Below are 23,977 nucleotides of genomic sequence, written 5' to 3'. Positions count from 1 at the left end.
GTCCATCCGGTCACTGTGCTCCGGACTTCGGACAGAGCCGGCGGTAAGCGGGACCCGAGGGGACGTAAGCGCGCCACCGGTCGGCGGTGAACGCACCCCTCGCCCACGCGCACAGCGAGTGCACCGGATCCACCGTCGCGTCGACATTCCACCGCCGCACCGAATCGTCCTTGCTCCAACTGACGATCGTCCGGCCGCCGGGACCGAAGACCGCGCCGGAGACGCCGGAACTGTGTCCTTCGAGCGGCTCGCCGATCTGGCGCCTGGCGGCGACGTCCCAGAGTCTGATCGTATGGTCCATACTGCCGGTGACCAGCACCTTCCCGTCAGGGCTGAACGCCACGGAGTTCACGCCACTGCGATGGCCGGTCAGCGGTTCCCCGATCTGCTGACGCGTGGCCACGCTCCAGAGCCGGACCGTGTTGTCGCGACTCGCGGTGGCAAGCACCGTGCCGTCGGGGCTGAAGGCCACTCCGTTGATCTGTGCCGGGTGGCCGGGCTGTGTCTCGCCGATACGGTGATGTGTGGCGGCGTCCCAGAGCGCCACCGTGTCGTCCGCGGTGCTGGTGGCGATGGTGCGGCTGTCAGGGCTGAACGCGATGTTCGCCGAACCGGCACCGGGCACCGTACCGATCTGACGGTATTTCGCCAGACTCCATATGCGCAGGGAGCTCTCGCCGGAAATGGCGAGGGTCCTGCCGTCGGGACTGAAAGCCGGGACGACATTGCGGCTGGTTTGGCCGTACACCAACTTGCCGATCTGGCGGTGGGATCTGACGTCCCAGAGTTTTACGCTGGATTTTCTTCCGTACGAGTCGGTAGCAAGCACCGTGCCGTCGGGGCTGAAGGCGGTTACGGGTCCCTTGTCCGCCTCACCGAAGTGCAAGGGATCGCCGATCTGCCGACGTGTGGCAACGTTCAAGAAGCGCACGGCGGTGTTGGAGTCGGTCACAGCCAGGGTCCGGCCATCTGGGCTGAGCGCTGTCGTGCTGAGCTTCCCTGTATTGATCGATGGTCCGGTCTGCCGTTGTGCGCGGACATCCCACAGCCGAACTGTGGTGTCGTTACTCGCACTTGCCAGGGTCGATCCGTCCGGGCTGAAAGCCACGGCCGTGACCGTACTCGTATGGCCGGTGAAGGGCGATCCCATCGGGCTGTGCCGCAGGACATCCCAGAGTCGCACGCTGCCGTCGTCGTACGAGGCGGCGAACATCGTGCCGTCGGGGCTGAAAGCCACCGATTCGGCCCACCTGCCACTGGCGGTGAACGGTTTCCCGACCGGTTTTCGGGTGGAGGTGTTCCAGAGTGTGACGCTGCCGTCGGCATCGGCGGCGGCGACGGTCCTGCCGTCCCGGCTGAAGGAGACCGACGAGATGGCGATGCCGCCCGTCGCCAGTACCTTGCCCAGGGGCGCACGGGAGTTGGCGTCCCAGAGTTGTAGGCCGTCGAAGCTTCCGGTGGCGAAGGTTCTGCCGTCGGGGCTGAAGGCTACTGCCATGGCAGTAGCGGCTACACCTCGACCTCCGAGCGGCTTGCCGATCTGGCGGTGTGTTGTCACGTCCCAAACCCGTACGTTCGCCGCGGAGTCGGTATCGCCACCAGTGACGAGAGTCTTGCCATCAGGACTGAAGGCGACCGAATCGATCGTCCCGGAACGGGGATCGAACGCGCCACCGATCTGTCTGCGGTCGGCGATGTTCCAGAGCCGGACAGTGCCGTCGGAACCTGAGCTGGCCAGAGTCTTACCGTCCGGTCCGAAGGCTACTGACGTGACACCGTTGTTGTGCCCGATGAACGGGGCGCCGATCTTCTGTTGTGTGGCCGCGTCCCAGAGCCGCACCATGCCGTCGTCGCTGCCGGAAGCAATTGTCTTTCCGTCCGGGCTGTAGGCCACAGATTCCACGGGAAAGGAGTGCGCGAGCAACCCGGATTCGGGGTTGACGGCGGCATTGAGAACCGCGAGACGGGATTCCGGAGTGGGGTCGATCCGCCATGCCGACAAAGCCTTCAATCGGGCGCCGAACGGGTCGCGGGTCGCCAGGAAGGAACTCTGACTGATCAACTGCTGGGCGACGGCGTGGTCGCGCTGGCGGGTGGCCTCGGCGCGTTGGACCAGCGCGATCACCGAGACGGTGCTCGTGAGCAGGAGAAGGAATCCCAATATTGCTGCGGTGATCCTTGCCGTTCGCAGATTGCGCCTGGTGTCGCGCATGCCTTCCGATTTCAGGTCGTCCTCGGGAAGGCCACGCACGACGGACGCGATACCGACGGCGACGTTGTCGATATCGGGCCGCGGTTCCGCACTGTTGTCGGGGCGGTGCAGGTCTACGGATTTCCAGACCGGTTGCTGCTCGAATCGTCCTGACAATCGCGTGGGGAGCGCCGTCGACAGTTCCGGATTCCAGTCGCCACGTTGCTCGTCCCACGCGAGCTTTCCGGCGGACACGACGAGCAGGATGTTGTCGACCGACCTGTTCTTCAGCCACCACTCTATTTCTCGGTCGACCCATGCGGATGCTTTCGCCTCGGGCGACGCCATGACCACGAGCCATTCGGAGCGGGAAAGACCGGCCTCGATCTTTCCCCAGAGCCACGGGCCGATCGATACGCCGCTGTCATCGAGGAATACTCTGATCCGCGGTGGCTTGTACCAGGGACGGGACTGCCTTTCGATCGCCCGTTGCAGGTGTGGCAACCACTGCCGGTCGCGGTCCCCACTGTAAGAGAGGAAGGCGCCGTACCCGAGTTCGGTTCTGATCCGCCTGCCGCGGGCTGTGCGTGACCGCAACCAGGTGAACGTCCGGACGAGCCTCCGCAATCGAAAGGGGAGGTGCCTGGGTGTCATGAGGTCGGCAGGTATTCGTGGCCGTTCCAATGCAGAGTGATGTGCGCGATAGCGCCCTCGGCGCAACTGGGGGTGCAGGAATTTGAGGACTGGACGATTGCGTACTGGCCGTTTCCGCCGGGGCCGACCAGCCGTGCGTCGTAGTAGGCGAGCTTCCCGCCAGTGTAGTGATCCCCTGGACTTCTCCAGCCGATGTCCGCGAACCCTTCCTTGTCGGGCACGAGAACCAGCACCCCGTCGTAGCGCCCAGGGTTGTAGATCACGAAGATGTTTTTGGTGGTGTCGGATGCGGGGGAAGCGAAACGCAGTTCGTTTTCGTAGATGTCCACACCGATCTCTGTCACCGCACGACCGCTGCCGGTGACGGCTGTGACGCACCCATTGGGGATGTGGGAATCAGTCCGCCGGACCAGAAATACGCGGACCGCTCCGAGGTCTGGGTGTTTGATGTCCCGGTGATCGAGAACTTTACCTTGACACTTCGTGGAGTCCGGGGGGCTGGACGGAAATGAGGGGGGTGGGGGAGCTGCCATGGGTGAGTGGGTTGCCTTGCTCTTACCGTCTGTGCACCCGCCGGCGAATATCATTACGAGGGCCAAGGCCGGCACGAACAGCCAAGCCTTTACCGATTCGAATGTGCACTCTGGAAGCTGCCGACGTAAATTCCGCGAAATGCTGGCAGACATGGAATTGCCCCCGTGTCCGAGTGAGGTTGATCGACTGGACGGTAGCCCAGAATTATACCCAGGTGGACGCTTTGCCGGAGTCTTTTCCGCGGCTGACGGGCAGACTCGGCAGCCTCGTGGAACCGCGTTGTGCGCTGAGGCGGCAATGTGGCCGATGCCCTTGTTCAAGGCGCGTGGGTCCGGCGTGAGGCCGATCGGCGGATGCCGGGCTTCATCTCTACCTCGATCCGGCCCGCCGGGCCAGGGCATCGGCGGCCGCCCTGTGCGCCTGGCGAAGCGTCGTCCCCCGCCGGGTAGACGCCGTGGACGTTCCAGGCGTCAACGCGTAGGCACGATCGGCTCGGCCTCGGGGACAAAGCTGTTGGGTCGGGTCAGCCTTCGAGTTCGGCGTAGCGCACGACCTGGACGGCCAAGCCGATGACCAGGGTTGTCTCGGCGAGCGAGCACAGAAGCAAGGGCCACGGTGTCGGGCCGAGCAGCCAGTAGACGGCCAGGGCCGCGAGCGGTGCCCCGCAGAACGTCATCAGATCCACGGCGAGCTGGAAGCGCTTCCGTGGGCGGCGGCGCGCGTCGCGACGATGTGCGGATTCCCAGCCGAAGACATCTGCCTGGACTGACGTCAGCTCCTTGAGGCGAGGAGACAGGTCGTCGCGTATGTAGCGGCCGACGGCGGAAATCTTCTCGCCCGCACCGACATCGGCCGGCACGCGCTTGTGCGAGGTGCCATCGCGTGAGTTCCCCGAACCCGCCCCGGCCTTGTCGCCTTGCTCGGCACCGGGATGCTCCGCCATCTCGGCCTCCGGCGCGTCCTCCAGAACCGCCCTTTGAGCAGGCCCTTCTCTCCGGCCAGGGCAGGGGCCTTTTTCAGCCAGCTGAGCTGACGATGCATCAAATAGGTCATCCGTCCCGGACTCTTGACTCATTGTCAGGTCGGCGCCATCCTCGACGGGACCTACGCGCGAGTAAGTTAGCGCGTGCCCATCCCGGACAGCGAAGGTAGCCCGGATGACCCTCCTCCGCAGACGTGGCCTGTTTGCCGTCGTCGTCACCCTCCTGCTGGCTCTCGGCGTGGGCTCCCCTCCGGCCGCCGGCGCCGGCACCCCCTGGTGGGAGCCCACGGCGCGGCCCGCCGCCGACTCTCAGATCAACGTCACCGGCGAACCCTTCCACGGCACGGACAGCCAGGGCCGGGTCCGCGGCTTCATCGACGCGCACGATCACCTGATGTCCAACGAGGGCTTCGGTGGCCGCATCATCTGCGGCAAGCCGTTCTCCGAAGAGGGCATCGCCGACGCCCTCAAGGACTGCCCCGAGCACTATCCCGACGGCTCGCTCGCCCTCTTCGAGAACGTCACCGGCGGTGCGGACGGCCACCACGACCCGGTGGGCTGGCCGACGTTCAAGGACTGGCCGGCCCACAACTCCCTGAGCCACCAGCAGAATTACTACGCGTGGCTGGAGCGCGCCTGGCGCGGCGGCCAGCGGATCCTGGTCAACGACCTGGTCACCAACGGCCTGTTGTGCTCGATCTACGTCAGGGACCGCGGCTGCAACGAGATGGACGCCATCCGTCTCGAGGCCCGTAAGACCTACGAGATGCAGGACTACATCGACAAGATCTACGGCGGAAAGGGCAAGGGCTTCTTCCGTATCGTCACCGACTCCACCCAGGCCCGCCAGGTCGTCGCGGAGGGCAAGCTCGCCGTGGTGCTGGGCGTCGAGACCTCGGAGCCCTTCGGCTGCAAGCAGATCCTCGACGTCCCCCAGTGCAGCCAGGCCGACATCGACAGCGGTCTGGACGAGCTGTACAAGCTGGGTGTGCGCAGCATGTTCCTGTGCCACAAGTTCGACAACGCCCTGTGCGGGGTGCGGATGGACTCCGGCACCATCGGAACGGCCGTGGACATCGGCCAGTTCCTCTCCACCGGCACCTTCTGGAACACGGAGAAGTGCAGCGGTCCGCAGCACGACAACCCCGCCGGCAATGCGGCCGCCCCGGCCGAGGTGACCAAGCTGCTCCCCGCAGGCACCAAGGTGCCCACGTACGACAGCGACGCGCAGTGCAACAGCCGCGGTCTGACCCGCCTCGGTGAGTACGCGGTCAAGGGGTTGATGAAGCGCAACATGATGGTCGAGGTCGACCACATGAGCGTCAAGGCGGCCGGCCGCACCCTGGACCTGCTGGAGTCTGCGGACTACCCCGGCGTGCTCTCCAGCCACAGCTGGATGGACGACGGCTGGCTGGAGCGCGTCTACCGCCTCGGCGGCTTCAAGGCCTCGTACATGTCCAGCGCCGACAGCTTCGCCAAGGAGTCCGCCGGGACCAGGGCGCTGCGCCAGAAGTACGGCGTCGGACTCGGCTACGGCACCGACATGAACGGTGTCGGCGGCTGGCCGGGACCGGTCGGCCCAGACGCCCCCAACGCGGTCAAGTACCCCTTCCGCAGCGCCGACGGCGGTTCCGTCATCGACCGGCAGCAAACCGGCGAACGCACCTGGGACTTCAACACCGACGGTGCGGCCCATGTCGGCATGGTGCCCGACTGGATCGAGCAGATGCGGCTCAGTGGCGGCAAGGACACGGTGCAGGACCTGCTAGGCGGCGCGGAGTCCTACCTCGGCACCTGGAAGGCGACCGAACTCCACAAGCCCGCGCCCGACCTCGCAGCCGGCGCCCCGGCGAGCGCAAGCTCGGCGGAGTGGAACCCGTTCACCAGCTACGCCGCAGGGCGGGCCGTGGACGGCGACACCGGCACGAGATGGGCGAGCGACTGGTCGGACGACCAGTGGCTGCGGCTCGATCTGGGCAGCTCCCGTACGGTCGGCAAGGTCTCCCTCGACTGGGAACGGGCCTCTGCTCGGGCCTACCGCATCGAGGTCTCGGACGACGGGACCACATGGCGGACCGTGTGGTCCACGGACAGCGCGGACGGGGGTCTGGACAACGCGGTGTTCAGCCCGGTGCAGGCGCGGTACGTCCGTATCCACGGCGTGACACGCGCCACCAAGTACGGCTACTCGATCAACGAGGCAGCGGTGTACAGCCGCTGAGCTACTCCCGCACCAACGTCAGGATCTGGTCCGCGACGACGTCCAGCACGTCGCCCGCCTTCTCCTCGTCGCCAAGCACGAGGAAGTTGAGGGTGAGCCCGTCGGTCAGCGCGGCCAGATACCTGGCGGCCGCGGGCTCGGGCACGGTCAGCTCCACGCCCAGGACTGAGGGGAGTTGACGGATCACCTTGGTGTGGGCCGCGAGATAGCGCTCGTACTGCCGCCGGCCTAGATGCTCATAGCCGGGCTCCCGCAGGGCGTACTGGGTGAGTTCGTACGTCAGCATGTGCTCGCCGGGATTGGCCAGCACGTGGTCCCAGTACGCCTGGAGCCCCGCGCGGATCGTCTCGCGCAGGGTGGGCCTGCGGGTGAGCGTGGTGAGGACGTCCGACTCGGAGTGCTCGGAGATGGTGTCCATCACCGCTTCGAGCAACTCCTGCTTGGAGTCGAAGCAGTAGTGGAAAACGCTCAGCGAGACGCCCGCCTCCGCTACCACGGACCGCGTGGTGGTCTTCGCGACGCCGTCGCGGGCCATGACCCGGATAGCAGCCTCGACCAGTTGCCTGCGTCGCTGCGCCGACGGCATCCGCCCCATGGCGCCTCCTCCCCTGACCTGCGCGAGCATACGCCGCGGGGGTGCGGCGCAGCGGGCCGCTGTGACGGCCCCGCGTTCTCCTCGCCCCACTGACCGTGCAGGCCCGTCAGGACGTCCTCCCGCCGAGACTGTGCGACGGGCTCACCCCGTCCGCTCGAGATGCAAGGCGGGACCCTCCACCTCCACCACCAGGTGCGCCGGATCGGCCGGGAGACCGTCCACGGCGAGCAGGTGCTGTCGCTTGCCCTCTCCGTCTGGCCCACCGGCCGGCCGCTCACGGTCCGGGCGCGCCACGTCGTTCTGGCCATGCCCCAGCGCTCGATCGAGCTGCTGGACCCGGACACCTTCCTCTTCGCCAGCGACCAGTTCCTGTCCGACCTCGGCTCGATCGTCCCGAGGCCCGCCTCCAAGCTCTTCCTCGGCTACGACCGGCCGTGGTGGGAGGATCTCGGCCTGCGCAGGGGCCGCTCGGTGACCGACCTGCCGCTGCGCCAGACGTACTACCGGGGCGTCGAGGGGAAGCAGTCCGGGGCCGACCCGGCCAACCGCAACGCCCTGCTGCTGGCCTCCTACAACGACCTCAGCGACGTGGAGTTCTGGAACGAACTGCTGAAGCGGCCACAGCGCCCCGCCCCGGTGGCGGTGACCCGGCCGCCGCGGCCGATGGACGCGGCGGCGCCGGGGACACTGGTCGACGAGGCGCAGCGCCAGTTGCGCGAGCTCACGGCCCCGACGCCCGCATCCCCGAACCGACGTCGGCCTACTTCCAGGACTGGGTACAGGACCCGTACGGAGCGGCCTTCCACTTCTGGCAGGTGGGGGCGAAGAGTTGGGAGGTCATGCCGCGCATGCGCGCCACCCGCTCCACGACGCCAACCTGTACGTCTGTGGAGATGCCTATTCGATCGGGCAGGGGTGGGTCTACGGTGCGCTCACCCAGGCCGAGTTGATGCTCGAGGAGCACTTCGGCCTGCCCCGTCCGACGTGGCTCCCGCCAAGCGTCCATCTCGGCGTGTAGGCGGTCGAGGCGGCCGAGGCGGCACGTCTGCCGACGCGACCAGGGCCAGTCGTCGCGTACTCTGCCGCGTGGTCGTCGGAGTGCTGCTTGGCCGCCGCCGCGAACTGGGCGGCGGGGTGCAGGGGTTTGGGCCTGAGACAGGGGCGGGTCAGACGGTCGGCGGCGTGTCGAGGAGCTTTTCCACGTCGAGCGCGCCCCCTGCCGCCGCGAACTCGTCGGCCACCGCGGCACGCAGCTCCGCATCCGCGGCGAAGTCCGCGGCGGTGCGCGCGAGTGTCGCGGCCGCGTCGAGAACGGTGCGGTCGGCCGCTTCGCCGGCGACGAGAGCGGCGAAGTCGACCGTGTGCAGGGCCACACCACCAGGGGCGATGGCCAGCATGGGATGGATGGCGGGAACGCGGACACTGACGTTGCCGAGATCGGTGGAGCCCTGCCCGGCGTCGGGCGACGCACTGCCCGGGAGCGCGGTCCGGCCGCGACGTCGGAGGTGCTGTGCGAAGCGGGCCGCGAGCGCGTCGTTGGAGCGAACGGGCAGACAAGGCGGGCAGTCGTCCCAGCGGACCGCGACGCGCGTGCCCGTCATCGCGGCTGCGCCTTCGAAGATGCGCTGGACGCGCTGCGACAGCTCACCGAGCGCCTCGACCGTCGCGGCGCGCAGGTAGAAGTGCGCGGCGGCGTGCTCGGGCACCACATTGGGCCGGGTACCGCCCTGGGTGATCACCCCGTGCACCCGGTCGGTGGGCGGGATGTGCTGTCGCAGTGCGGAGACTCCCTGATACGCGGCGACCACCGCGTCCAGCGCGTTGACACCCATGAACGGGGACGCGGAAGCGTGAGCCGCGAGACCGGTGTACTCGACCACGACCTCGCGCAGCCCGAGGAACGGCGCGTCGGTGAGGTCGGCGCCGGCCAGCGGGTGCACCATCACCGCCGCATCGACCCCGTCGAACGCCCCGGCGCGCGCCATGAGTTCCTTGCCGGTGCCGTTCTCCTCGGCGGGGGTACCGAGGAGCACTACGGTCGCCCCGATGTCTTCGGCCACGCGGGACAGTGCCAGGAATGCGCCGACGCCGGCCGCGCAGATGATGTTGTGACCGCAACCGTGTCCTATCCCGGGCAGGGCGTCGTACTCGGCCAGTACCGCGACGGTCGGGCCCGTGCCGTCGCCGACCTGCGCCCGCAGCGCGGTGGGCAGCCCGTGGACGCCGACCTCCGCCTCGATGCCGCGGGCGCCGAGCAGAGCCACGATCCGGGAGACCGCCCGGTGCTCCTCGAAGCCGGGTTCGGGGTCCTCGTGGAGGGCGTGGCTGAGGGCGAGGAGTTCAGGACCGTCCTCCTCGACGGCCGAGTCGATCCGCGCGCCGAGTTGCTCCGGGGCCCCCTTGTACGGCGATGCCGGTGCGGGAGCGGCGGCTGCTGCTCGGGCTGCCGAGCGGGCGTTGCGCTCGAGGTGGGCCAGGCCCGCTTGGCCGGCCGTCAGGATCTGGTCGTGGGTGCGGTGCATCATGCCTCCACCATCGTGATGGATCCAGCCCTCGGATATGGATCCATCCGGACCCATGGATCGCGACGGTATTGGCACGTCAACGGACATGTCAATAGGGTTCAATGGGATCCATTTAGTTCCGGCTGCGCCCTCAACTCGCCCCTCACCCGGACGGAAGGGCCGTGATGGCCGAGCCCGACAAGAACGACGCCGCCCATGAAGGAGACGGCGCGCCCGCTCCTGAGGTGCCCTGTCCCGGTCGGGAGCGGCCGCCGGGCGGATCGGCGCCACGGCGGGCAGCCGCCGTGGCCACTCGCCTCACCAGTCGTGCACGGATCCGTCCCGCAGCCTGTTCACCGGCAGGTACTTGCGCTCGTACGGGAAGCGCTCGGCGGCCTTCTCGTCGAACTCGACGCCGATGCCGGGGCGGTCGCCGGGGTGCATCAGGCCGTCCTCGAACGTCCAGGACGTCTCGAACACCTCCTCGTAGCCCGGGAGATGGGCCATGTACTCCTGCATGCCGAAGTTCGGGATCGACAGGTCGACGTGGAGCGCGGCCGCGAGCGACGCGGGGGAGAGGTCGCCCGCGCCGTGCGAGCCGGAGCGGACCCCGTACAGCTCGGCGAGGGAGAAGATCTTGCGCAGGTGCGTGATGCCGCCCGCGTGCGAGACGGACGTGCGGATGTAGTCGATGAGGCGGTTCGTGATCAGGTGCTGGCAGTCCCAGATCGAGTTGAAGATCTCGCCGACCGCGAGCGGTGTCGTGGTGTGCTGCCGGATGAGGCGGAAGGCCTCCTGGTCCTCGGCCGGCGTGGGGTCCTCGATCCAGAACAGGCGGTAGGGCTCGAGGGACTTGCCCAGGCGGCCCGCCTCGATGGGGGTGAGCCGGTGGTGCACATCGTGCAGCAGGTGGAAGTCGTAGCCGAACCGCTCGCGGACGGCGGACATGTAGGTCGGCACGAAGTCCAAGTAGGCGCCGGTGTCCCAGACTTCCTCGGTGGGCAGCGCCCCGTCGGCCGGCTCGTAGGTGTCGCCGTCGCCCTTGCGCATGCCGTACACCCGCTCCAGACCGGGCACCGCCGCCTGCGCGCGCACGGCGCGGAAGCCCTTGTCGAGGAAACGCTGTACGTCGTCGAGGAGTTCGGGGACCGTGTTGCCGCTGGCGTGGCCGTAGACAGTGACGCCGTCGCGGGCCGCCCCGCCGAGCAGCTGGTACACGGGCAGGCCCGCGACCTTGCCCTTGATGTCCCACAGGGCGACGTCGACGGCGGCGATGGCCGTCATGGTGACCGGGCCGCGCCGCCAGTAGGCACCCTTGTACAGGTACTGCCACACCTGCTCGATGCGGGCCGGGTCCTTGCCGATCAGGGTGGGGCAGACGTGGTCGCGCAGGTAGGAGGCGACGGACAGCTCGCGGCCGTTGAGGGTGGCGTCGCCGATGCCGGTGACACCGTCCGAGGTGGTGATCTTCAGGGTGACGTAGTTGCGACCGGGGCAGGTGACGAAGACCTCGGCCGAGGTGATGGTGGCCATGGGTGCCGTTCTTCTCGATGGGGGCGCGGGGCAGGGGGAGGTGCCGGCCGGCGCACGGGTTCGGCGGCCGGCACCTGGATCAGGTGAGTGCGGAACGCAGCGCGGCCTCGATGCCGTGCACGGCGAGCGTGTGCGCGAACTCGGCGACCGCATCGCCGAGTTCGGGGTGCTGAGCGACGTCCGGCGGCAGGAGGCCGCCTTCGGAGAGCAGGAGGCGGGCCGCGTCGGCGGGGCCGCTCGCCCGGGCCGCGAGCTCGGCCAGGCGTGACCGGGCACCGTCGTGGACCGCGCCGAGCGCACGCTCGTCGTACGCGTCGTCGGCCGTGATGACGCGTACGTACGCGGCGAGGCCGAGAGAGAGGACGCGCGGGACACGCCCCGCCGCCAGCGACTCGGCGAGCACCCCCGCCCAGCGGACCGGGATCTTCAGAGAACCGTCGGAGCCGACCTGCGCGGTGCGGTGGCCGAGAGCCGGATTGGCGAACCGCTCGAGGAGTTCGGTGACGTAGGCCTTGCCCGGCATTCCCTCGGGCTCCGGGACCGTGGGCAGGATCTCCTCCCGCATCGCGAACTCCACAGCACCGCCCAGGAGTTCGTCTGTCACCGCCTGGTCGATGCAGCGGTGTCCGCGCAGCAGGCCGAGGTAGGCGAGGAGCGAGTGGGCGCCGTTGAGGAGCCGCAGTTTCATCAGTTCGTACGGGGCGACATCGTTCGTGAACAGCGCGCCCGCGTGCTCCCACGCCGGGCGTCCGGCGCGGAAGTCGTCCTCCATGACCCACAGCCGGTACGGCTCGGCGGGCACCGGCACCGAGTCGCGGACGCCGAAGGCGCGGGCGACCAGGTCACGGTGCTCGTCGGTGGTGGCGGGCGCGATCCGGTCGACCATGGTGTTCGGTGTGGTCAGCGAGGTCGCGACGTAGGCCTGCAGCTCGGGGCGTTCCGCGGCGGGCAGCGCGGCGGCGAACTCGTCGATGAGGGCGCGCAGTCGGTGCCCGTTGCCCATGAGGTTGTCGCAACTGAGCACGGTGACCGGCGACCCGTCGGTGCGGGCCCGGTGCTGGAGCCCGCGCACGATCAGGCCAAGGGTGGTGCGGGGCGTGCCTCCCGAGAGGTCGGCGCGGACCAGCGGGTCGTCGAGGTCGAGGCGGCCGTCGGCGCCGAAGGTGTACCCCTTCTCGGTCACCGTGACGGAGACGATGCGCGTGGTGGGGCTGCCGATCGCGGCGACGACCTCGGCGCCCTGCCCGTCGGCGACGAGGCCCGGATGGTGTACCCCGGGCACGGTCGCGGCGACGCCCGCGTCGCGGCGCAGGGTGAGGACGGTATAGAGCTGGCCCTGTGCCGCCATTCCGGTCAGCACCGGGCGCGGACCTCGTGCCGCGCTCGTCGAGACACCCGTGATGCCCCAGGGGCCGGGGCTGTGGCGCAGGGCGTCGGCCGTGTAGACGGCCTGGTGGGCGCGGTGGAAGTTACCCAGGCCCAGATGGACGATGCCGGGTTCGGGGAGGGGCGGGGGCAGCTTCAGACCGGCCACGGGCAGGGCGGTACGGGACAGGCGGGGCAGGGTGCGCGAGGTCATGGTCAGGCCTCCCGCGCCGGCTCGACCAGGACCTTCATCTGCGACGGGTCGCTCAGCGCGACCTCGAGCGCCTCGGCCGCCCGCTCCAACGGGAAGGCGGAGGTGACCAGTTCAGCCAGCTGGACACGGTCCGCCAACGCGGCCGCCGCCGCGAAGTCCCCCGCCCCGTACCGGAACGACGTGACAAGGGACAGTTCCTGACGCTGCATCCACGCCAGCGGCAGTTCGGTCAGCGGCCGGCTCGGATTGCCGACGACCACAGCGGTGCCGCCGGGGCGCAGCGCGCGGATCCCCGACACCAGGGCGGGCCCCACGCCGGAGCAGTCGAACACGGCGTCGTAGCCGTCCGGCGAGGCGAGCGCGTGGGCCCGCTCCGGATCGGGCGCGAGGTCGGCCGCGTCCACGGTGTGCAGGCCGAGCCTCGCCGCGAACTCCCGCCGCTCGGCCGCCACATCGGACACCGTCACGGACCCGGCGCCGACGGCCGCAGCGACCTGCGCGACCAGCACACCGATCGGCCCGGACCCCGTGACCAGCACCCGGTGACCGGGGGCGAGCCCGGCGCGGCGCACTGCGTGCACGGCGACGGCGAGCGGCTCGATCAGCGCGCCGAGCCGGACGTCTGTCGACGCGGGCAGCGGATGCACGAAGTCCCGCGGCACGCACACATACTCGGCGAGCGCGCCGTCGGTCGGCGGTGAACCGAAACAGGTGCCCTGCGGGCAGAGGTTGTAGCGCCCGGCCCGGCACAGCGCGCACGTGCCGCACGGGTGCGCCGGTTCGATCGCCACGGCTGTGCCGTGGGGCAGGTCGTCGGCGCCTGCGCCGTGGCCGACGACCACGCCGGCCGGCTCGTGCCCGAGGACGGTCGGCTGCCGCAGGACGTTCGGGCCGTTCTCGCCGTGGGCGTAGTAGTGCAGGTCGGACCCGCACAGTCCGACGGCACGGACGGCGACCAGGACCTGGCCCGGCCCGGGCTCGGGCACCGGGCGGTCCTCGACGCGCACGTCCTTGGGGCCGTGCAGCACGGCGGCGCGATGTATGGACTCGACGGGCTCGACCGACTCGACCGACTGGGCCACGGGGCGTCCCTCTCTTTCGTACGGGGATGGAGCGGGCCGGGGCGGGTCAGCGCACCGACAGCGGTTCGACGCGCTTGATGACGAACGCGTAGGTGAGGGCGCCGACGACGGACAGGGCGCCGGACACCAGGAGCGGCACCAGGTACGAGCCTCCGGAGGACGCCAGCAGGAATCCGGTGACGATCGGGCCGAGGATCCCCGCCACGTTCGAGGCGAAGTTCTGGATGCCGGCGAGCGAGGCGACATGCCCGGCGGTCGGCGCCACGTCGGCGGGCAGCGACGCCACGGACGCGGTCGAGAAGGTCAGCGAGGCGTAGCTGAGGGAGAGCAACGCGAGGGCGCCGGACGCGGTCGGCACGACGACGGTGAGGGCGATCACGGACGAGCACAGCGTGCCGGAGACCAGGCAGGTCTTGCGGACCCTGGTGGTGGACCAGCCCTTGCGGAGCAGCCGGTCGGCGGTGAAGCCGCCGAGCAGCGACCCGAAGATGGCGACCAGACCCGGGACCGTGCCGAAGAAGCCGAGCTTGAGGAGGTCGAAGCCGCGCTCGTCGACGAGGTAGCTGGGGAACCAGGTGATGAAGAAGTAGATGACGTAGTTGAGGCAGAAGAAGCCGAGCATCATGCCCCAGACCGTCCGGTAGCGGAACAGGTCCCGCCAGCGCACCTCGGGCGCGTCCGCCTCCTGCGCGGCCGTCTCGTCGGTGTGCGCGCCGCCCGCCTCGATGTAGGTGCGCTCCTCGGCGGTCAGCTTCGGGTGGTCGGCGGGCTCGTGGTAGAGCCGCCACCAGCCGATGATCCACAGAAGGCCGAGCAGGCCGCAGGCGATGAACGCGACCCGCCAGTGGAACGCGGAGACCAGCATCGTCACCAGCGGCAGGGCGATGGCGGTGCCGACGCGCGCGCCGTTGTCCCAGACGCTGTTGGCGAGGGTTCGTTCGTGACGGGGGAACCAGCGGGAGACGGCCTTCGCGGGTGCGGGATATCCGGCGGCCTCACCGGCGCCGAGCAGCATCCGGGCGCCGACGAGCGAGCCGACGCCGCGGACCAGGCCCATCCCGACGGTGGCCACCGACCACCAGATGGCGCCGATCGCGAAGACCCGCTTCACGCCGTACTTGTCCAGGAGCGCCCCGGCGGGCAGTTGGCACAGCGCGTACGTGAAGAAGAAGGCGCTGAGGATGAAGCCCTGCGTCTCGGGACCGATGTGCAGGTCGTCCGACATGGACGGCAGCGCGACGCTGAGCGTGGAGCGGTCCAGGTAGTTGACCGCGAGGCCGCCGAAGCACAGGACGGCGATGCCCCAGCGGACGTTCTTCCCCCGGCCGCGCGGGCGGTCGGGGAGTGAGGTGCCGGGCGGGGCAGCCGGCGCCTCAGTCGCGGTGACGGAGCGGGTGGTCATCGTTGACCTTCCGGTCGAGGGGACGTGCGGACGTGACGGAAGCGGTTCGCGAGACCGGGGCACAGGAGTGTCCACAGTGGGGACAGGGACACGGGCGTGGCCAGGGGGTCCGTTAACCCCCGCGTCATTTTCTACCCCTGTACGCACTTACATACAAGCCTTGTATGTAAGTAACCTTGCAGCTGAGGTGAGAAAGTGAGCGTCATGGCAGCTCAGCGGCGGGAACCGAGAAAGACGCGACGGGTCGAACCGGAGGCGTCGCGTCCGCGCGAGTCCGTCCGGGCTCGGGTGCACGCCCTGCTGCGGGCGCGCATCACCTCCCTCGAGCTCCTGCCGGGCGCGCCCCTGTCGGAGAACGAGCTGGCCGCGGAGCTGGACGTCAGTCGCACCCCGGTGCGCGAGGCGCTGATCCTGCTGGGCGAGGAGTCGCTGGTCGACGTCTTCCCCAAGCTCGGTACGTTCGTCTCGCGGATCAGCGTCGACGCCGTCCTGGAAGCCCAGTTCATGCGGGAGGCGCTCGAACTGGCGGCGCTGCGCGAGGCGGTGACGAAGTCCGGCGCGCAGGACATCACGGCGCTGCGCGCCATCCTCGACGCACAGCGGGCCGCGCTGAAGGCGGGGGACGCGGACGTGTTCTTCGAGCAGGACGAGGCCTTTCACCGTCGCCTGATGGAGGCGAGCGGTCACCGCACGCTGTGGCGCACGGTGGCGACGGCCAAGGCGCACCTCGACCGGGCCCGCCGACTGAGTCTGCCGCTGCCGCACCGGATCGAGACGCTGGTCGACGAGCACACCGCGGTGGTCGACGCCCTGGAACGGCGGGACGCGGCGGGCGCGGAGGACGCGCTGCGCGGACACCTTCAGGGCGTCTTCGACGACATCGGAACGATCAGGACAAGCCATCCGGAGCTGTTCGCGGATCCGCATGAGCAGCCGGGCAGCGCCCCGGCCCGCCCGCGAGTCCATCCCGGGCTGCGCGCCTGACATCACTCACCCCGGGGGCGGCTCGGACCGCACAGGGATGGACGTCGATGCGGGCGGCCGTGAATTCGATGCGGTCGCCGGCGGAACGCTTGGCCGGGTCGGTGGGTCGTCCTGGGTGGTCGGTGGGGGTGAACTCCACAAGGGTGATGTCGGTGTCGATCACAAGCCCACGTCGCCGGCCGCAATGCGCCTGTGTCACACCCCTGTTGCGGCATCCTCCGATCGGCCCGAGCGCGTGGCGCCGAGTCGGCAGGGCGACGGGTCGTCCCAACGGAGTCCCGCTGACACGAACAAGGACAAACCCGGGTGTGAGTGGGTTTGTCCTTGTTCGTGGAGGGCGTCGATGAGGACGACCGCGGGACTGGAGGCAGGCCCTAGCTCAGGGTCTTGAGCGCTGCCGCCGCGTCATACGGCTTCAGTTCGTCGAAACGGCCCGCCAGGACCTTCGCCGCCCACTCCGGGTCCTGGAGCAGGGCGCGGCCGATGGCGACCATGTCGAACTCGTCGCGCTCCAGGCGGTCGAGGAGGTCGTCGATGCCCTTGACCGCGGAGCCCTCGCCCATGAAGGCGCGGATGAAGTCGCCGTCCAGGCCGACGGAGCCGACCGTGATGGTGGGCTTGCCGGTGAGCTTCTTGGTCCAGCCCGCCAGGTTCAGGTCCGAGCCGTCGAACTCCGGGCTCCAGTAGCGGCGGGTGGAGGCGTGGAAGGCGTCGACGCCGGCCGCGGTGAGCGGGCTGAGGATCGCGTCGAGCTCGTCCGGGGTCTCGGCGAGCCGCGCGTCGTAGGCCTCCTGCTTCCACTGCGAGTAGCGGAAGATGACCGGGAATTCGGGGGAGACGTTCTCACGGATCGCGGCGACGATCTCGGCGGCGAACTGCGTGCGGGCCACGGCGTCGCCACCGTAGCCGTCGGTACGGCGGTTGGTCCCGGCCCAGAGGAACTGGTCGAGCAGGTAGCCGTGGGCGCCGTGCACCTCGACGCCGTCGAAGCCGATGCGCTCGGCGTCCTTGGCGGCCTGCGCGAACGCGCCGATGACGTCGTCCAGGTCGCCCTGGGTCATCGCCTTGCCCGTGCCCTCGGTGCCGTCGATGCGAAGGCCCGACGGGCCGACGGCCGGGGCCTCGGCGAAGGGCGGCTTGCCCTGCTGGCGCACCATGCCGATGTGCCACAGCTGCGGGACGATCGTGCCGCCCGCCGAGTGCACGTCCTCGGCGACCTTCGCCCAACCGGCCAGCTGCTCCTCGCCGTGGAAGCGCGGCACCCGGTCGCTCTCTCCGGCCGATTCGTGGCCGACGTAGGTCCCTTCGGTGACGATCAGGCCCACGCCCGCGGCGGCGCGGCGGGAGTAGTAGGACCGAACGTCCTCACCCGGGACGCCGTTCGGCGAGAACATGCGCGTCATGGGCGCCATCGCGATGCGGTTCGGGACTTTCAGACCGTTCAGGGCGACAGGGCTGGACAGGATCTCGGCAGCGCGGGAAACGGGCGACGCGGCGTCAGTCACAGAGTGCTCCTCTTGGGTACCAGTCGGTATGTGCACAAGCATGGAATCCGCGTGTGCCAACCGTCCCGGCCTCCATGGCATTCCACGGGTCAGCCTCGTCCTCATGTGATCCAGGCCACGGCTCCAGGGTCTAAGGGTGATTGACGACGGTGATGAGGGGTGTCGAGGCGAGTCGCCCCTCGGTGCGCAGGCCGGCGGCGCGAGTGTCCCTCGGGGGGAGCATGCCCGGGGATCCCGGACATCGAGACGCTGGGACATGTGGCCGAGACGGAAGGCTATTCAGCGGCTCATTCGATCTCCCTATGGTTGAGGACATCGAGCGGGGCGCCGGGCCGGACTCCGGGCCGGCGCCCTCAACCCCACCTGGAACAGGGAGAGTTACCGTGCGTGCAGTGATCCAGAAGTCCTTCGGCGGTCCCGAGGTTCTCGAGGTCGTCGAGACCGGGCGGCCGAAGCCGCTCTCCGGTGAGGTTCTCGTCAAGGTGCACGCCAGCGCGGTCAACCCGGTGGACGTGGCCGTCAGGTCCGGCGCCTTCCCGCTGCTCGGCGAGCCCCCGTTCGGCGTCGGCTGGGACATCTCGGGGGTCGTCGAGGAGGCCGCCCCCGGCAGCCGGTTCGCCGTGGGCGACGAGGTCTACGGGATGCCGTTCTTCCCCCGCGCCGCCACCGGATACGCCGAGTACGTCGCGGCCCCGTCCCGTCAGCTGGCCCGTAAGCCCGCGTCGGTCGACCACGTGCACGCCGCCGCCATCCCCCTCGCGGCGCTCACCGCCTGGCAGGGCCTCGTACAGGCCGCGGGCGTGAAGGAGGGGGACCGGGTCCTCGTCCAGCGGGCGGCAGGCGGTGTCGGCCACTTCGCCGTGCAGATCGCCAAGGCGCGGGGCGCCCAGGTGACCGCCATCGGCAGCGCGGCCCGGCAGGACTTCCTCCGCGGCCTCGGCGCCGACGAGGTCATCGACTACCGGACCACCGATTTCACCGACGTGGTCAAGGACGCCGACATCGTCCTCGACTCGCTCGCCCAGGGGGACCGGTCGCTCGGGGTGCTGCGTCCCGGCGGCGTGCTCATCAGCATCCTGGAACACGGCGACCCGGAGCTCGCCGCGCGCGTGAAGGCGGCCGGGCGGCGCTTCGCCGGCATCTCGGTCGAGCCGGACTACGCCGCGCTCGAGGCGATCGCCGAACTCGTCGACGCTGGTGCGATCCGTCCGCACGTCGAGGAGACGTTCCCGCTGGCGGAGGCGGGCAGGGCGCACGAGCTGGTCGCCTCGGGGCATGTACAGGGCAAGATTGTCCTGACGGTCTGACCGGGACGGGCCGCACCAGGGAGGGCGAGGCCGGATGGACATCCTCACCGAGGCGCTGGCCTCGATGCGCACGGGACGCCCGGCGTCCGTCCGCACCAACGGCCGCGCCCCCTGGGGCCTGCGCCTGCCCCCGGTCGCCGGCGCAGGATTCCACGTGGTGCTGTACGGGACCTGCTGGCTGGTCCCGCTGGAGGACTCGGCCCCACATCTGGAGCCGATCCCGCTGAGCCCCGGCGATGTCGTCTTCCTGCGCGACGGACGGGGCCACATCCTCGCCGACCACCCGTCCAGCGCGGCCGAGGAGCCCAGGGCCGAGCACTTCCGGGAGGGGTCGCCGATCGGCTCGGTGACGCTCGGCGGGGACGGCCCCGAGACCAGCCTGCTGTGCGGCAACTACCACCTGGACCAGGGCCGCCCGCACCCCCTGGTGCGCCAACTGCCCGAGGTGGTCCACCTGCCGACGCGGCACGGCCGCCACCCGGAGCTGAGCGCCGCGGTCCAGCTCCTCGGCTCCGAGCTGGAGAACCCGCGGATCGGCTCGGACGGCATCGTCCCCACGCTGATCGACTCGCTGCTCCTCTACATCCTGCGCGCCTGGCTGGACGACCAGCCCGCCTCCGCCACGCAGGGTTGGGCCGCGGCACTCGGCGACTCGGCCGTCGCGTCCGCGCTGGCGGCCATGCACGGCGACCCGTCGACCCAGTGGACCGTCGAGGCGCTGGCCGAGCGGGCCGGACTGTCCCGCGCCGCGTTCGCCAGGCGGTTCACCGCGCTGGTGGGGGAGCCGCCCATGGCATATCTGACCCGCTGGCGCATGACGACGGCGGCTCGGCTTCTACGGGAGTCCGACGCGCCCCTGACGACGGTTGCCGCTCGCACCGGCTACGGCTCGGAGTTCGCCTTCGCCAAGGCGTTCAAGCGGGAGTACGGGCTCGCCCCGGGCGGCTACCGGCGGCAGGCCGGAGCGGCGTAGGCAGGGCGGCGTAGGCGGGGCCGAGTCTTCGAATGCAGGTTCGAGTGGGGGTGCATTTTCGGGTTGACTGGACCATTCTGGAGGTATGGCCGAAGGTGCGCCCGTGACCGTGCACCCGCCCCTGCCTGACGGCGGTCGGCGGGTGACGATTCGTGGCGAGGATGTGGGGACCGCCTACAACCTGCTCGACGTCCTGGAATTTCTGCGCGCCGCTGGCCTTCCCGAGGCGGACACGACCGTCGACGACCCGGAACTGATCGACTGGCATGATGCGGGGCCCGACTCCTGGGGCCCGGACGGGCCGGGGGCGGCTTCGTGACCGGTCGGCCATAGGGCATTTGCGCGCGCTGGTCAGGACGTTTGTGTGAACCGGTCGACTAGGACGTTCGCGCGAGCCGGTCGAGCAACTCGTGCCAGCCCGCCTCCACGCGGTCCAGCGGCATGCCCCGCTCGACGGTCAGATGGTGGACGAGCGCGGTGTCCGCGGCGGCCAGCAGTGTGTGCGCGAGGAGATCGGTGTCGCCCCGCACGCCCGCCTGGCGCAGCAGCAGCATGACGTGCGTGTGGCGCAGGCGGTTCGCCGGGACCGTGTAGTTGCGCAGGGGGTCGGTGCGGGCGGCGAGGATCAGCTCGTGGTGGTCCCGCTCGTGGCGGATGAGGGCGGGCCCGAAGGCGTGCAGGCGCTCCAGGGTGGGCGCGTCCGGGCCCAGGGGTGGCGGGCCCGAAAGGAACGCCGCCTGGAGCTGTTGCTCCCGGTGGTCCAGGAGGGCGATGAGCAGCCCGGTCCGGTCGCCGAAGCGCCGGAAGACCGTCCCCTTGCCGACCCCGGCCGCCGTCGCCACCGCCTCCATGGTCAGGTTCGCCGCCCCGCACTCGGACATCAGGTGTGACGCGGCCTCCAGTAGTCGCGTGCGGTTGCGTGCCGCGTCCGCACGCAGCGCGGGCCGCTCGCCCGGCGGTGTCAGGGCGAGGTCGGTCGGTCCGCCCTGGGTGCCGGACGTCGTGACGAGAGGAGGGATGGGGCCGGTCATGGCTTCAGAGTAGCGCCGGGAGCCGACAAGTGGACCGCGGTCCGGATAGGTGGTACAAATTTAAACGGACTTCGGTCCGGTTGGACCGTGCATGAGATCCGTACGCCCCATATCTGGAGTTATGCCATGTCTGTTCGCATCCTCGCCCTCGTCGGCAGCCTCCGCGCCGGTTCCCACAACCGTCAGCTCGCCGAGGCCGCTGCCAAGCACGCGCCCGCCGGCGCCGACATCCAGCTCTTCGAGGGCCTCGCCGACGTGCCCTTCTACAACGAGGACATCGACGTCGAGGGCAGCGTCCCCGCCGCTGCCGAGCGGCTGCGCGAGGCCGCCGGTCAGGCCGACGCCTTCCTCCTCTTCTCGCCCGAGTACAACGGCACCATGCCGGCCGTCCTGAAGAACGCCATCGACTGGCTGTCCCGCCCGTACGGCGCCGGCGCGATCTCCGGCAAGCCGGTCGCCGTCGTCGGCACCGCGTTCGGCCAGTACGGCGGCGTGTGGGCGCAGGACGACGTGCGCAAGGCCGCGGGCATCGCCGGTGCCGCGGTGCTCGAGGACGTGAAGCTGTCCATCCCCGGCTCCGTGACGCGCTTCGCCGAGACCCACCCCGCCGACGACTCCGAGGTCGCGACCGCGCTGACCGAGGTAGTCGGCCGCCTGAGCGAGCAGGCCGCCCCCGCCGCTGCCTGAGGCTCCTGACACGAGTGGGGCCGGAGGCCTGGGACGACAACTGTCCCGGGCCTCCGGCCGCTTCCGTTCCGGGGGAGCCCTTACGGGTTCCGGACGAACCCCGGCCGGGCCACGAACGGCTGATCCGTGGCAGCCCCGGAGCGCGCACGCCGATCCTCTCTGCCTACGATGCAGCGGTGACCACTCGCCTCGGCCCGCCCGCGCGACCGCAGTTGACGCTGCGGCTCCTCGGGCTGCTCGTCGGCGCCGTGCTCCTGGGCCTGCTCGGTATGCACGGCCTGGGACCCGTACCGGCAGGCGCCCACAGCGAGATGCACCCCGCGGCCGCGTCCGCCATGGGTGCCAGTGGCGCCGCAGACGCGGGTGACCATGCCGGGCCCGGACAGCAGGGCGTCAAGGCCTCTGCTTCCGACTTGTGTGACCACAGAGACGGTGACTGCGGCGGGCACATGGCCCACGCCGACTCGATCTGTGCCTCCGCCTCCGTCGCCGGGCCCCCGGCAGTCGCCCCCGCGATGCTCCCCGACGTGATTGCCTGCCCCGCCCGCCCGGAGGCCCGCACCTCGTCGGCCGGCAGCGGCCCCGACGGCGGCCGCGCCCCGCCGTCACTCTCGGAACTCCAACTCCTGCGGATCTAGAACGGCCCGCGCGGTACCGCACGCCCCAAGGGGCGGCGCCGCGCTCGCGCGAGCCCTTCACCCAAGATCAGCACCAGGAGTTCCGCATGACCGCACACCGCATGACCGCACACCGCACGTTCGTCCGCCGCGCCGCCGTCGCCGCCACCGCAGGGGCGGCCGCCCTGGTACTCGCCGCCTGTGGCAGCGACAAGCCGGCCGGGGGACACGACAAGGCGGCGAAGGAATCCGGCTCGTCTCCGGCCGCCTCGGCCCAGGCCGACGGCCACGCCAAGGCGGAAGGCCGCAACAGCGCCGACGGTCACAACAGCGCCGACGTCTCCTTCGCCAAGGAGATGATCCAGCACCACCGCCAGGCCGTCGAGATGGCCGGACTGGCCGAGGGCCGCGCCGCGTCGAAGGACGTCAAGAGCCTCGCCGCCAGGATCGAGGGAGCCCAGGACCCCGAGATCGAGAACATGTCCGGCTGGCTCACCGCATGGGGTGAGGAAGTCCCCGCCGACATGTCCGGCATGGGCCACGACATGTCCTCGTCCATGCCCGGCATGATGAGCGCCGGTGACATGGGTGAGCTCAAGAAGGCCTCCGGCGGCGACTTCGACAAGAAGTTCCTCGCGATGATGGTCAAGCATCACGAGGGCGCCGTCGCGATGGGCAGGACCGAGAAGTCCGACGGCAAGTACGGCCCCGCGACGCGGCTCGCCGCCGACGTGGTGACCGCGCAGACCGCCGAGGTCGAGCAGATGAACAAGATGCTCGGCAAGAGCTGACGGATCCGAAAGATCCGAAAGAGCTGACGGGTCTGAAAGATCTGGCGAAACGCCCTGGGTGGACGCGCCGTACACCCAGGGGTGTGGCCGACAGGCACCCTGTCGGCCACACCCCGGCGGGGTCCACGCACAGGCTTCTCGCCGCCGGACCCGTGACGGCACGCGCGATCGGGGGCATGGTGGGAGACCCTCACCGCGACGGCCGCCCGGCACCCGCGGCGACCGTGAACCGGGACCCGCCACGGCCTGATCGTGTCGACCCGGGGCACTCGTCCGGTTCGGGAACCGGCGCCGGTGTGTGCGAGGCTCGACGCCAAGGGCCTTCGTACGTCGGCCGGATGGAGGTGCGATGTCCACGCAGAGCCACCGTTTGATGATCACCGAGCTGGCGAGTTGCGAAGGCTGCGCGGTGCTGCGGGTCAGCGGCGAACTCGACCAGAGTGGTGAGGAACTCTTCCTCGGCACGCTCGGTGCCTGCGTCGACGCGGGCCACCCGTACCTCGTCCTCGACGTCACCGCGCTCTCCTTCTGCGACTCACGCGGTCTGTACTGTCTGCTGGCCATGCGGTGGCTGCTGGACCGCCGGGGCGGCAAGCTCCTCCTCGCCGGGGCGGGGCGCCGGCTGACCGAACTCCTCGCCCAGACAGGCAGTGTCGATCTGCTCCCCGCCCAACGGTCCGTCGGCCAGGCCCTGTTGTCGCTGCCTGTCTCGCACCGGCCGGTCTGGCCGCCCGTGACGAGCCCCGACGCGCTGGGCGACGGGCCGCCGAGACCCCCGCATCCCCGGCCGCCTTCACCCTGAGGT

General features: G+C 70.1%; 20 protein-coding genes and 1 pseudogene. 10 read left to right on the top strand and 11 right to left on the bottom strand.

The features are described from left to right. Positions 1-10 precede the first annotated feature (10 nt). The 3 genes from ACWFR4_RS29700 to ACWFR4_RS29690 all read right to left on the bottom strand — a co-directional run bounded on the left by ACWFR4_RS29700 (position 11) and on the right by ACWFR4_RS29690 (position 4,322). Positions 11-2,845 (bottom strand): TIR domain-containing protein, encoded by a 2,835-nt coding sequence (locus ACWFR4_RS29700; RefSeq protein ID WP_453655389.1) that lies wholly within the window; start codon positions 2,843-2,845, stop codon positions 11-13. Continuing rightward, complete coding sequence (locus ACWFR4_RS29695; protein WP_453459890.1) at positions 2,842-3,174, bottom strand: hypothetical protein; 333 nt, start codon at positions 3,172-3,174, stop codon at positions 2,842-2,844. Before ACWFR4_RS29695 ends, ACWFR4_RS29700 begins: the two co-directional genes overlap by 4 nt. A 728-nt stretch (positions 3,175-3,902) precedes the next feature. After that, positions 3,903-4,322, bottom strand: a complete 420-nt coding sequence (locus tag ACWFR4_RS29690; RefSeq protein ID WP_453655388.1) for a hypothetical protein — start codon at positions 4,320-4,322, stop codon at positions 3,903-3,905. A 214-nt stretch (positions 4,323-4,536) separates the two neighbouring features. Here ACWFR4_RS29690 and ACWFR4_RS29685 point away from each other — a divergent pair, with 214 nt between their 5' ends. Further along, on the top strand, positions 4,537-6,582 hold the full coding sequence (locus ACWFR4_RS29685; RefSeq protein ID WP_453459896.1) for a galactose-binding domain-containing protein: 2,046 nt from the start codon (positions 4,537-4,539) through the stop codon (positions 6,580-6,582). 1 nt (position 6,583) lies between these two features. On the opposite strand, the gene ACWFR4_RS29680 is transcribed toward ACWFR4_RS29685, so the two are convergent. Next, positions 6,584-7,177, bottom strand: coding sequence for a TetR/AcrR family transcriptional regulator (locus ACWFR4_RS29680; protein WP_453459899.1), 594 nt, complete (start codon positions 7,175-7,177; stop codon positions 6,584-6,586). 159 nt (positions 7,178-7,336) lie between these two features. Between ACWFR4_RS29680 and ACWFR4_RS29675 the strand changes: the two are divergent. Beyond that, positions 7,337-7,690, top strand: a pseudogene (locus ACWFR4_RS29675) (FAD-dependent oxidoreductase); the annotation flags it as partial. A 653-nt stretch (positions 7,691-8,343) separates the two neighbouring features. Here the strand turns inward: ACWFR4_RS29675 and ACWFR4_RS29670 are convergent. The 5 genes from ACWFR4_RS29670 to ACWFR4_RS29650 all read right to left on the bottom strand — a co-directional run bounded on the left by ACWFR4_RS29670 (position 8,344) and on the right by ACWFR4_RS29650 (position 15,277). Then, positions 8,344-9,702 carry a M20 family metallopeptidase gene (locus ACWFR4_RS29670; protein WP_453459905.1) on the bottom strand — a complete coding sequence of 453 codons (1,359 nt, stop codon included), beginning with the start codon at positions 9,700-9,702 and terminating at the stop codon, positions 8,344-8,346. Between the two features lie 297 nt (positions 9,703-9,999). Next, positions 10,000-11,214 carry a D-mannonate dehydratase ManD gene (gene manD, locus ACWFR4_RS29665; protein WP_453655387.1) on the bottom strand — a complete coding sequence of 405 codons (1,215 nt, stop codon included), beginning with the start codon at positions 11,212-11,214 and terminating at the stop codon, positions 10,000-10,002. 79 nt (positions 11,215-11,293) lie between these two features. Continuing rightward, positions 11,294-12,793 carry a mannitol dehydrogenase family protein gene (locus tag ACWFR4_RS29660; RefSeq protein ID WP_453655386.1) on the bottom strand — a complete coding sequence of 500 codons (1,500 nt, stop codon included), beginning with the start codon at positions 12,791-12,793 and terminating at the stop codon, positions 11,294-11,296. Between the two features lie 2 nt (positions 12,794-12,795). Beyond that, positions 12,796-13,875, bottom strand: coding sequence for an alcohol dehydrogenase catalytic domain-containing protein (locus tag ACWFR4_RS29655; RefSeq protein ID WP_453655385.1), 1,080 nt, complete (start codon positions 13,873-13,875; stop codon positions 12,796-12,798). A 46-nt stretch (positions 13,876-13,921) separates the two neighbouring features. Continuing rightward, positions 13,922-15,277, bottom strand: coding sequence for an MFS transporter (locus ACWFR4_RS29650; protein WP_453655384.1), 1,356 nt, complete (start codon positions 15,275-15,277; stop codon positions 13,922-13,924). Between the two features lie 204 nt (positions 15,278-15,481). On the opposite strand from ACWFR4_RS29650, the gene ACWFR4_RS29645 reads away from it, so the two are divergent. Further along, complete coding sequence (locus tag ACWFR4_RS29645) at positions 15,482-16,261, top strand: GntR family transcriptional regulator (RefSeq protein WP_453459921.1); 780 nt, start codon at positions 15,482-15,484, stop codon at positions 16,259-16,261. Between the two features lie 374 nt (positions 16,262-16,635). Here the strand turns inward: ACWFR4_RS29645 and ACWFR4_RS29640 are convergent, their stop codons facing one another. Then, positions 16,636-17,808, bottom strand: coding sequence for an NADH:flavin oxidoreductase (locus ACWFR4_RS29640; protein WP_453655383.1), 1,173 nt, complete (start codon positions 17,806-17,808; stop codon positions 16,636-16,638). 341 nt (positions 17,809-18,149) lie between these two features. On the opposite strand from ACWFR4_RS29640, the gene ACWFR4_RS29635 reads away from it, so the two are divergent. The 3 genes from ACWFR4_RS29635 (at position 18,150) to ACWFR4_RS29625 (ending at position 20,365) form a co-directional block, all read left to right on the top strand. Beyond that, positions 18,150-19,073, top strand: a complete 924-nt coding sequence (locus ACWFR4_RS29635) for an NADP-dependent oxidoreductase (RefSeq protein WP_453459926.1) — start codon at positions 18,150-18,152, stop codon at positions 19,071-19,073. A 34-nt stretch (positions 19,074-19,107) separates the two neighbouring features. Next, positions 19,108-20,046, top strand: coding sequence for an AraC family transcriptional regulator (locus ACWFR4_RS29630; protein ID WP_453655382.1), 939 nt, complete (start codon positions 19,108-19,110; stop codon positions 20,044-20,046). Between the two features lie 103 nt (positions 20,047-20,149). Next, positions 20,150-20,365 (top strand): hypothetical protein, encoded by a 216-nt coding sequence (locus tag ACWFR4_RS29625; RefSeq protein ID WP_453459930.1) that lies wholly within the window; start codon positions 20,150-20,152, stop codon positions 20,363-20,365. 58 nt (positions 20,366-20,423) lie between these two features. Here the strand turns inward: ACWFR4_RS29625 and ACWFR4_RS29620 are convergent, their stop codons facing one another. Beyond that, positions 20,424-21,077, bottom strand: a complete 654-nt coding sequence (locus ACWFR4_RS29620; protein WP_453459933.1) for a TetR/AcrR family transcriptional regulator — start codon at positions 21,075-21,077, stop codon at positions 20,424-20,426. A gap of 126 nt (positions 21,078-21,203) precedes the next feature. Here ACWFR4_RS29620 and ACWFR4_RS29615 point away from each other — a divergent pair, with 126 nt between their 5' ends. From ACWFR4_RS29615 to ACWFR4_RS29600, 4 genes are all read left to right on the top strand, one after another. Continuing rightward, on the top strand, positions 21,204-21,764 hold the full coding sequence (locus ACWFR4_RS29615) for an NAD(P)H-dependent oxidoreductase (protein WP_453459936.1): 561 nt from the start codon (positions 21,204-21,206) through the stop codon (positions 21,762-21,764). A gap of 176 nt (positions 21,765-21,940) precedes the next feature. Beyond that, the gene (locus ACWFR4_RS29610) at positions 21,941-22,402 is read left to right on the top strand and encodes a DUF6153 family protein (RefSeq protein WP_453459939.1); all 462 of its coding nucleotides are present in this window, start codon (positions 21,941-21,943) and stop codon (positions 22,400-22,402) included. Between the two features lie 101 nt (positions 22,403-22,503). Then, positions 22,504-23,172, top strand: coding sequence for a DUF305 domain-containing protein (locus tag ACWFR4_RS29605; protein ID WP_453459942.1), 669 nt, complete (start codon positions 22,504-22,506; stop codon positions 23,170-23,172). A 349-nt stretch (positions 23,173-23,521) separates the two neighbouring features. Next, complete coding sequence (locus ACWFR4_RS29600; protein WP_453467760.1) at positions 23,522-23,974, top strand: STAS domain-containing protein; 453 nt, start codon at positions 23,522-23,524, stop codon at positions 23,972-23,974. The last annotated feature ends 3 nt before the right edge of the window (positions 23,975-23,977 follow it).

The organism is Streptomyces sp. NPDC055140 (assembly GCF_053607285.1).
This window is presented reverse-complemented; position numbering and strand designations above follow the sequence as displayed.

Bases quoted from the DNA above. Each gene is read 5' to 3' on its own strand.
- ACWFR4_RS29605 (WP_453459942.1), top strand. From the start codon at position 22,504: ATGACCGCACACCGCACGTTCGTCCGCCGCGCCGCCGTCGCCGCCACC.
- ACWFR4_RS29640 (WP_453655383.1), bottom strand. From the start codon at position 17,808: ATGCTTGTGCACATACCGACTGGTACCCAAGAGGAGCACTCTGTGACT.
- ACWFR4_RS29700 (WP_453655389.1), bottom strand. From the start codon at position 2,845: ATGACACCCAGGCACCTCCCCTTTCGATTGCGGAGGCTCGTCCGGACG.
- ACWFR4_RS29670 (WP_453459905.1), bottom strand. From the start codon at position 9,702: ATGATGCACCGCACCCACGACCAGATCCTGACGGCCGGCCAAGCGGGC.
- ACWFR4_RS29645 (WP_453459921.1), top strand. From the start codon at position 15,482: ATGGCAGCTCAGCGGCGGGAACCGAGAAAGACGCGACGGGTCGAACCG.
- ACWFR4_RS29600 (WP_453467760.1), top strand. From the start codon at position 23,522: ATGTCCACGCAGAGCCACCGTTTGATGATCACCGAGCTGGCGAGTTGC.
- ACWFR4_RS29660 (WP_453655386.1), bottom strand. From the start codon at position 12,793: ATGACCTCGCGCACCCTGCCCCGCCTGTCCCGTACCGCCCTGCCCGTG.
- ACWFR4_RS29630 (WP_453655382.1), top strand. From the start codon at position 19,108: ATGGACATCCTCACCGAGGCGCTGGCCTCGATGCGCACGGGACGCCCG.
- manD (WP_453655387.1), bottom strand. From the start codon at position 11,214: ATGGCCACCATCACCTCGGCCGAGGTCTTCGTCACCTGCCCCGGTCGC.
- ACWFR4_RS29690 (WP_453655388.1), bottom strand. From the start codon at position 4,322: ATGGCGGAGCATCCCGGTGCCGAGCAAGGCGACAAGGCCGGGGCGGGT.
- ACWFR4_RS29650 (WP_453655384.1), bottom strand. From the start codon at position 15,277: ATGACCACCCGCTCCGTCACCGCGACTGAGGCGCCGGCTGCCCCGCCC.
- ACWFR4_RS29685 (WP_453459896.1), top strand. From the start codon at position 4,537: ATGACCCTCCTCCGCAGACGTGGCCTGTTTGCCGTCGTCGTCACCCTC.
- ACWFR4_RS29680 (WP_453459899.1), bottom strand. From the start codon at position 7,177: ATGGGGCGGATGCCGTCGGCGCAGCGACGCAGGCAACTGGTCGAGGCT.
- ACWFR4_RS29620 (WP_453459933.1), bottom strand. From the start codon at position 21,077: ATGACCGGCCCCATCCCTCCTCTCGTCACGACGTCCGGCACCCAGGGC.
- ACWFR4_RS29615 (WP_453459936.1), top strand. From the start codon at position 21,204: ATGTCTGTTCGCATCCTCGCCCTCGTCGGCAGCCTCCGCGCCGGTTCC.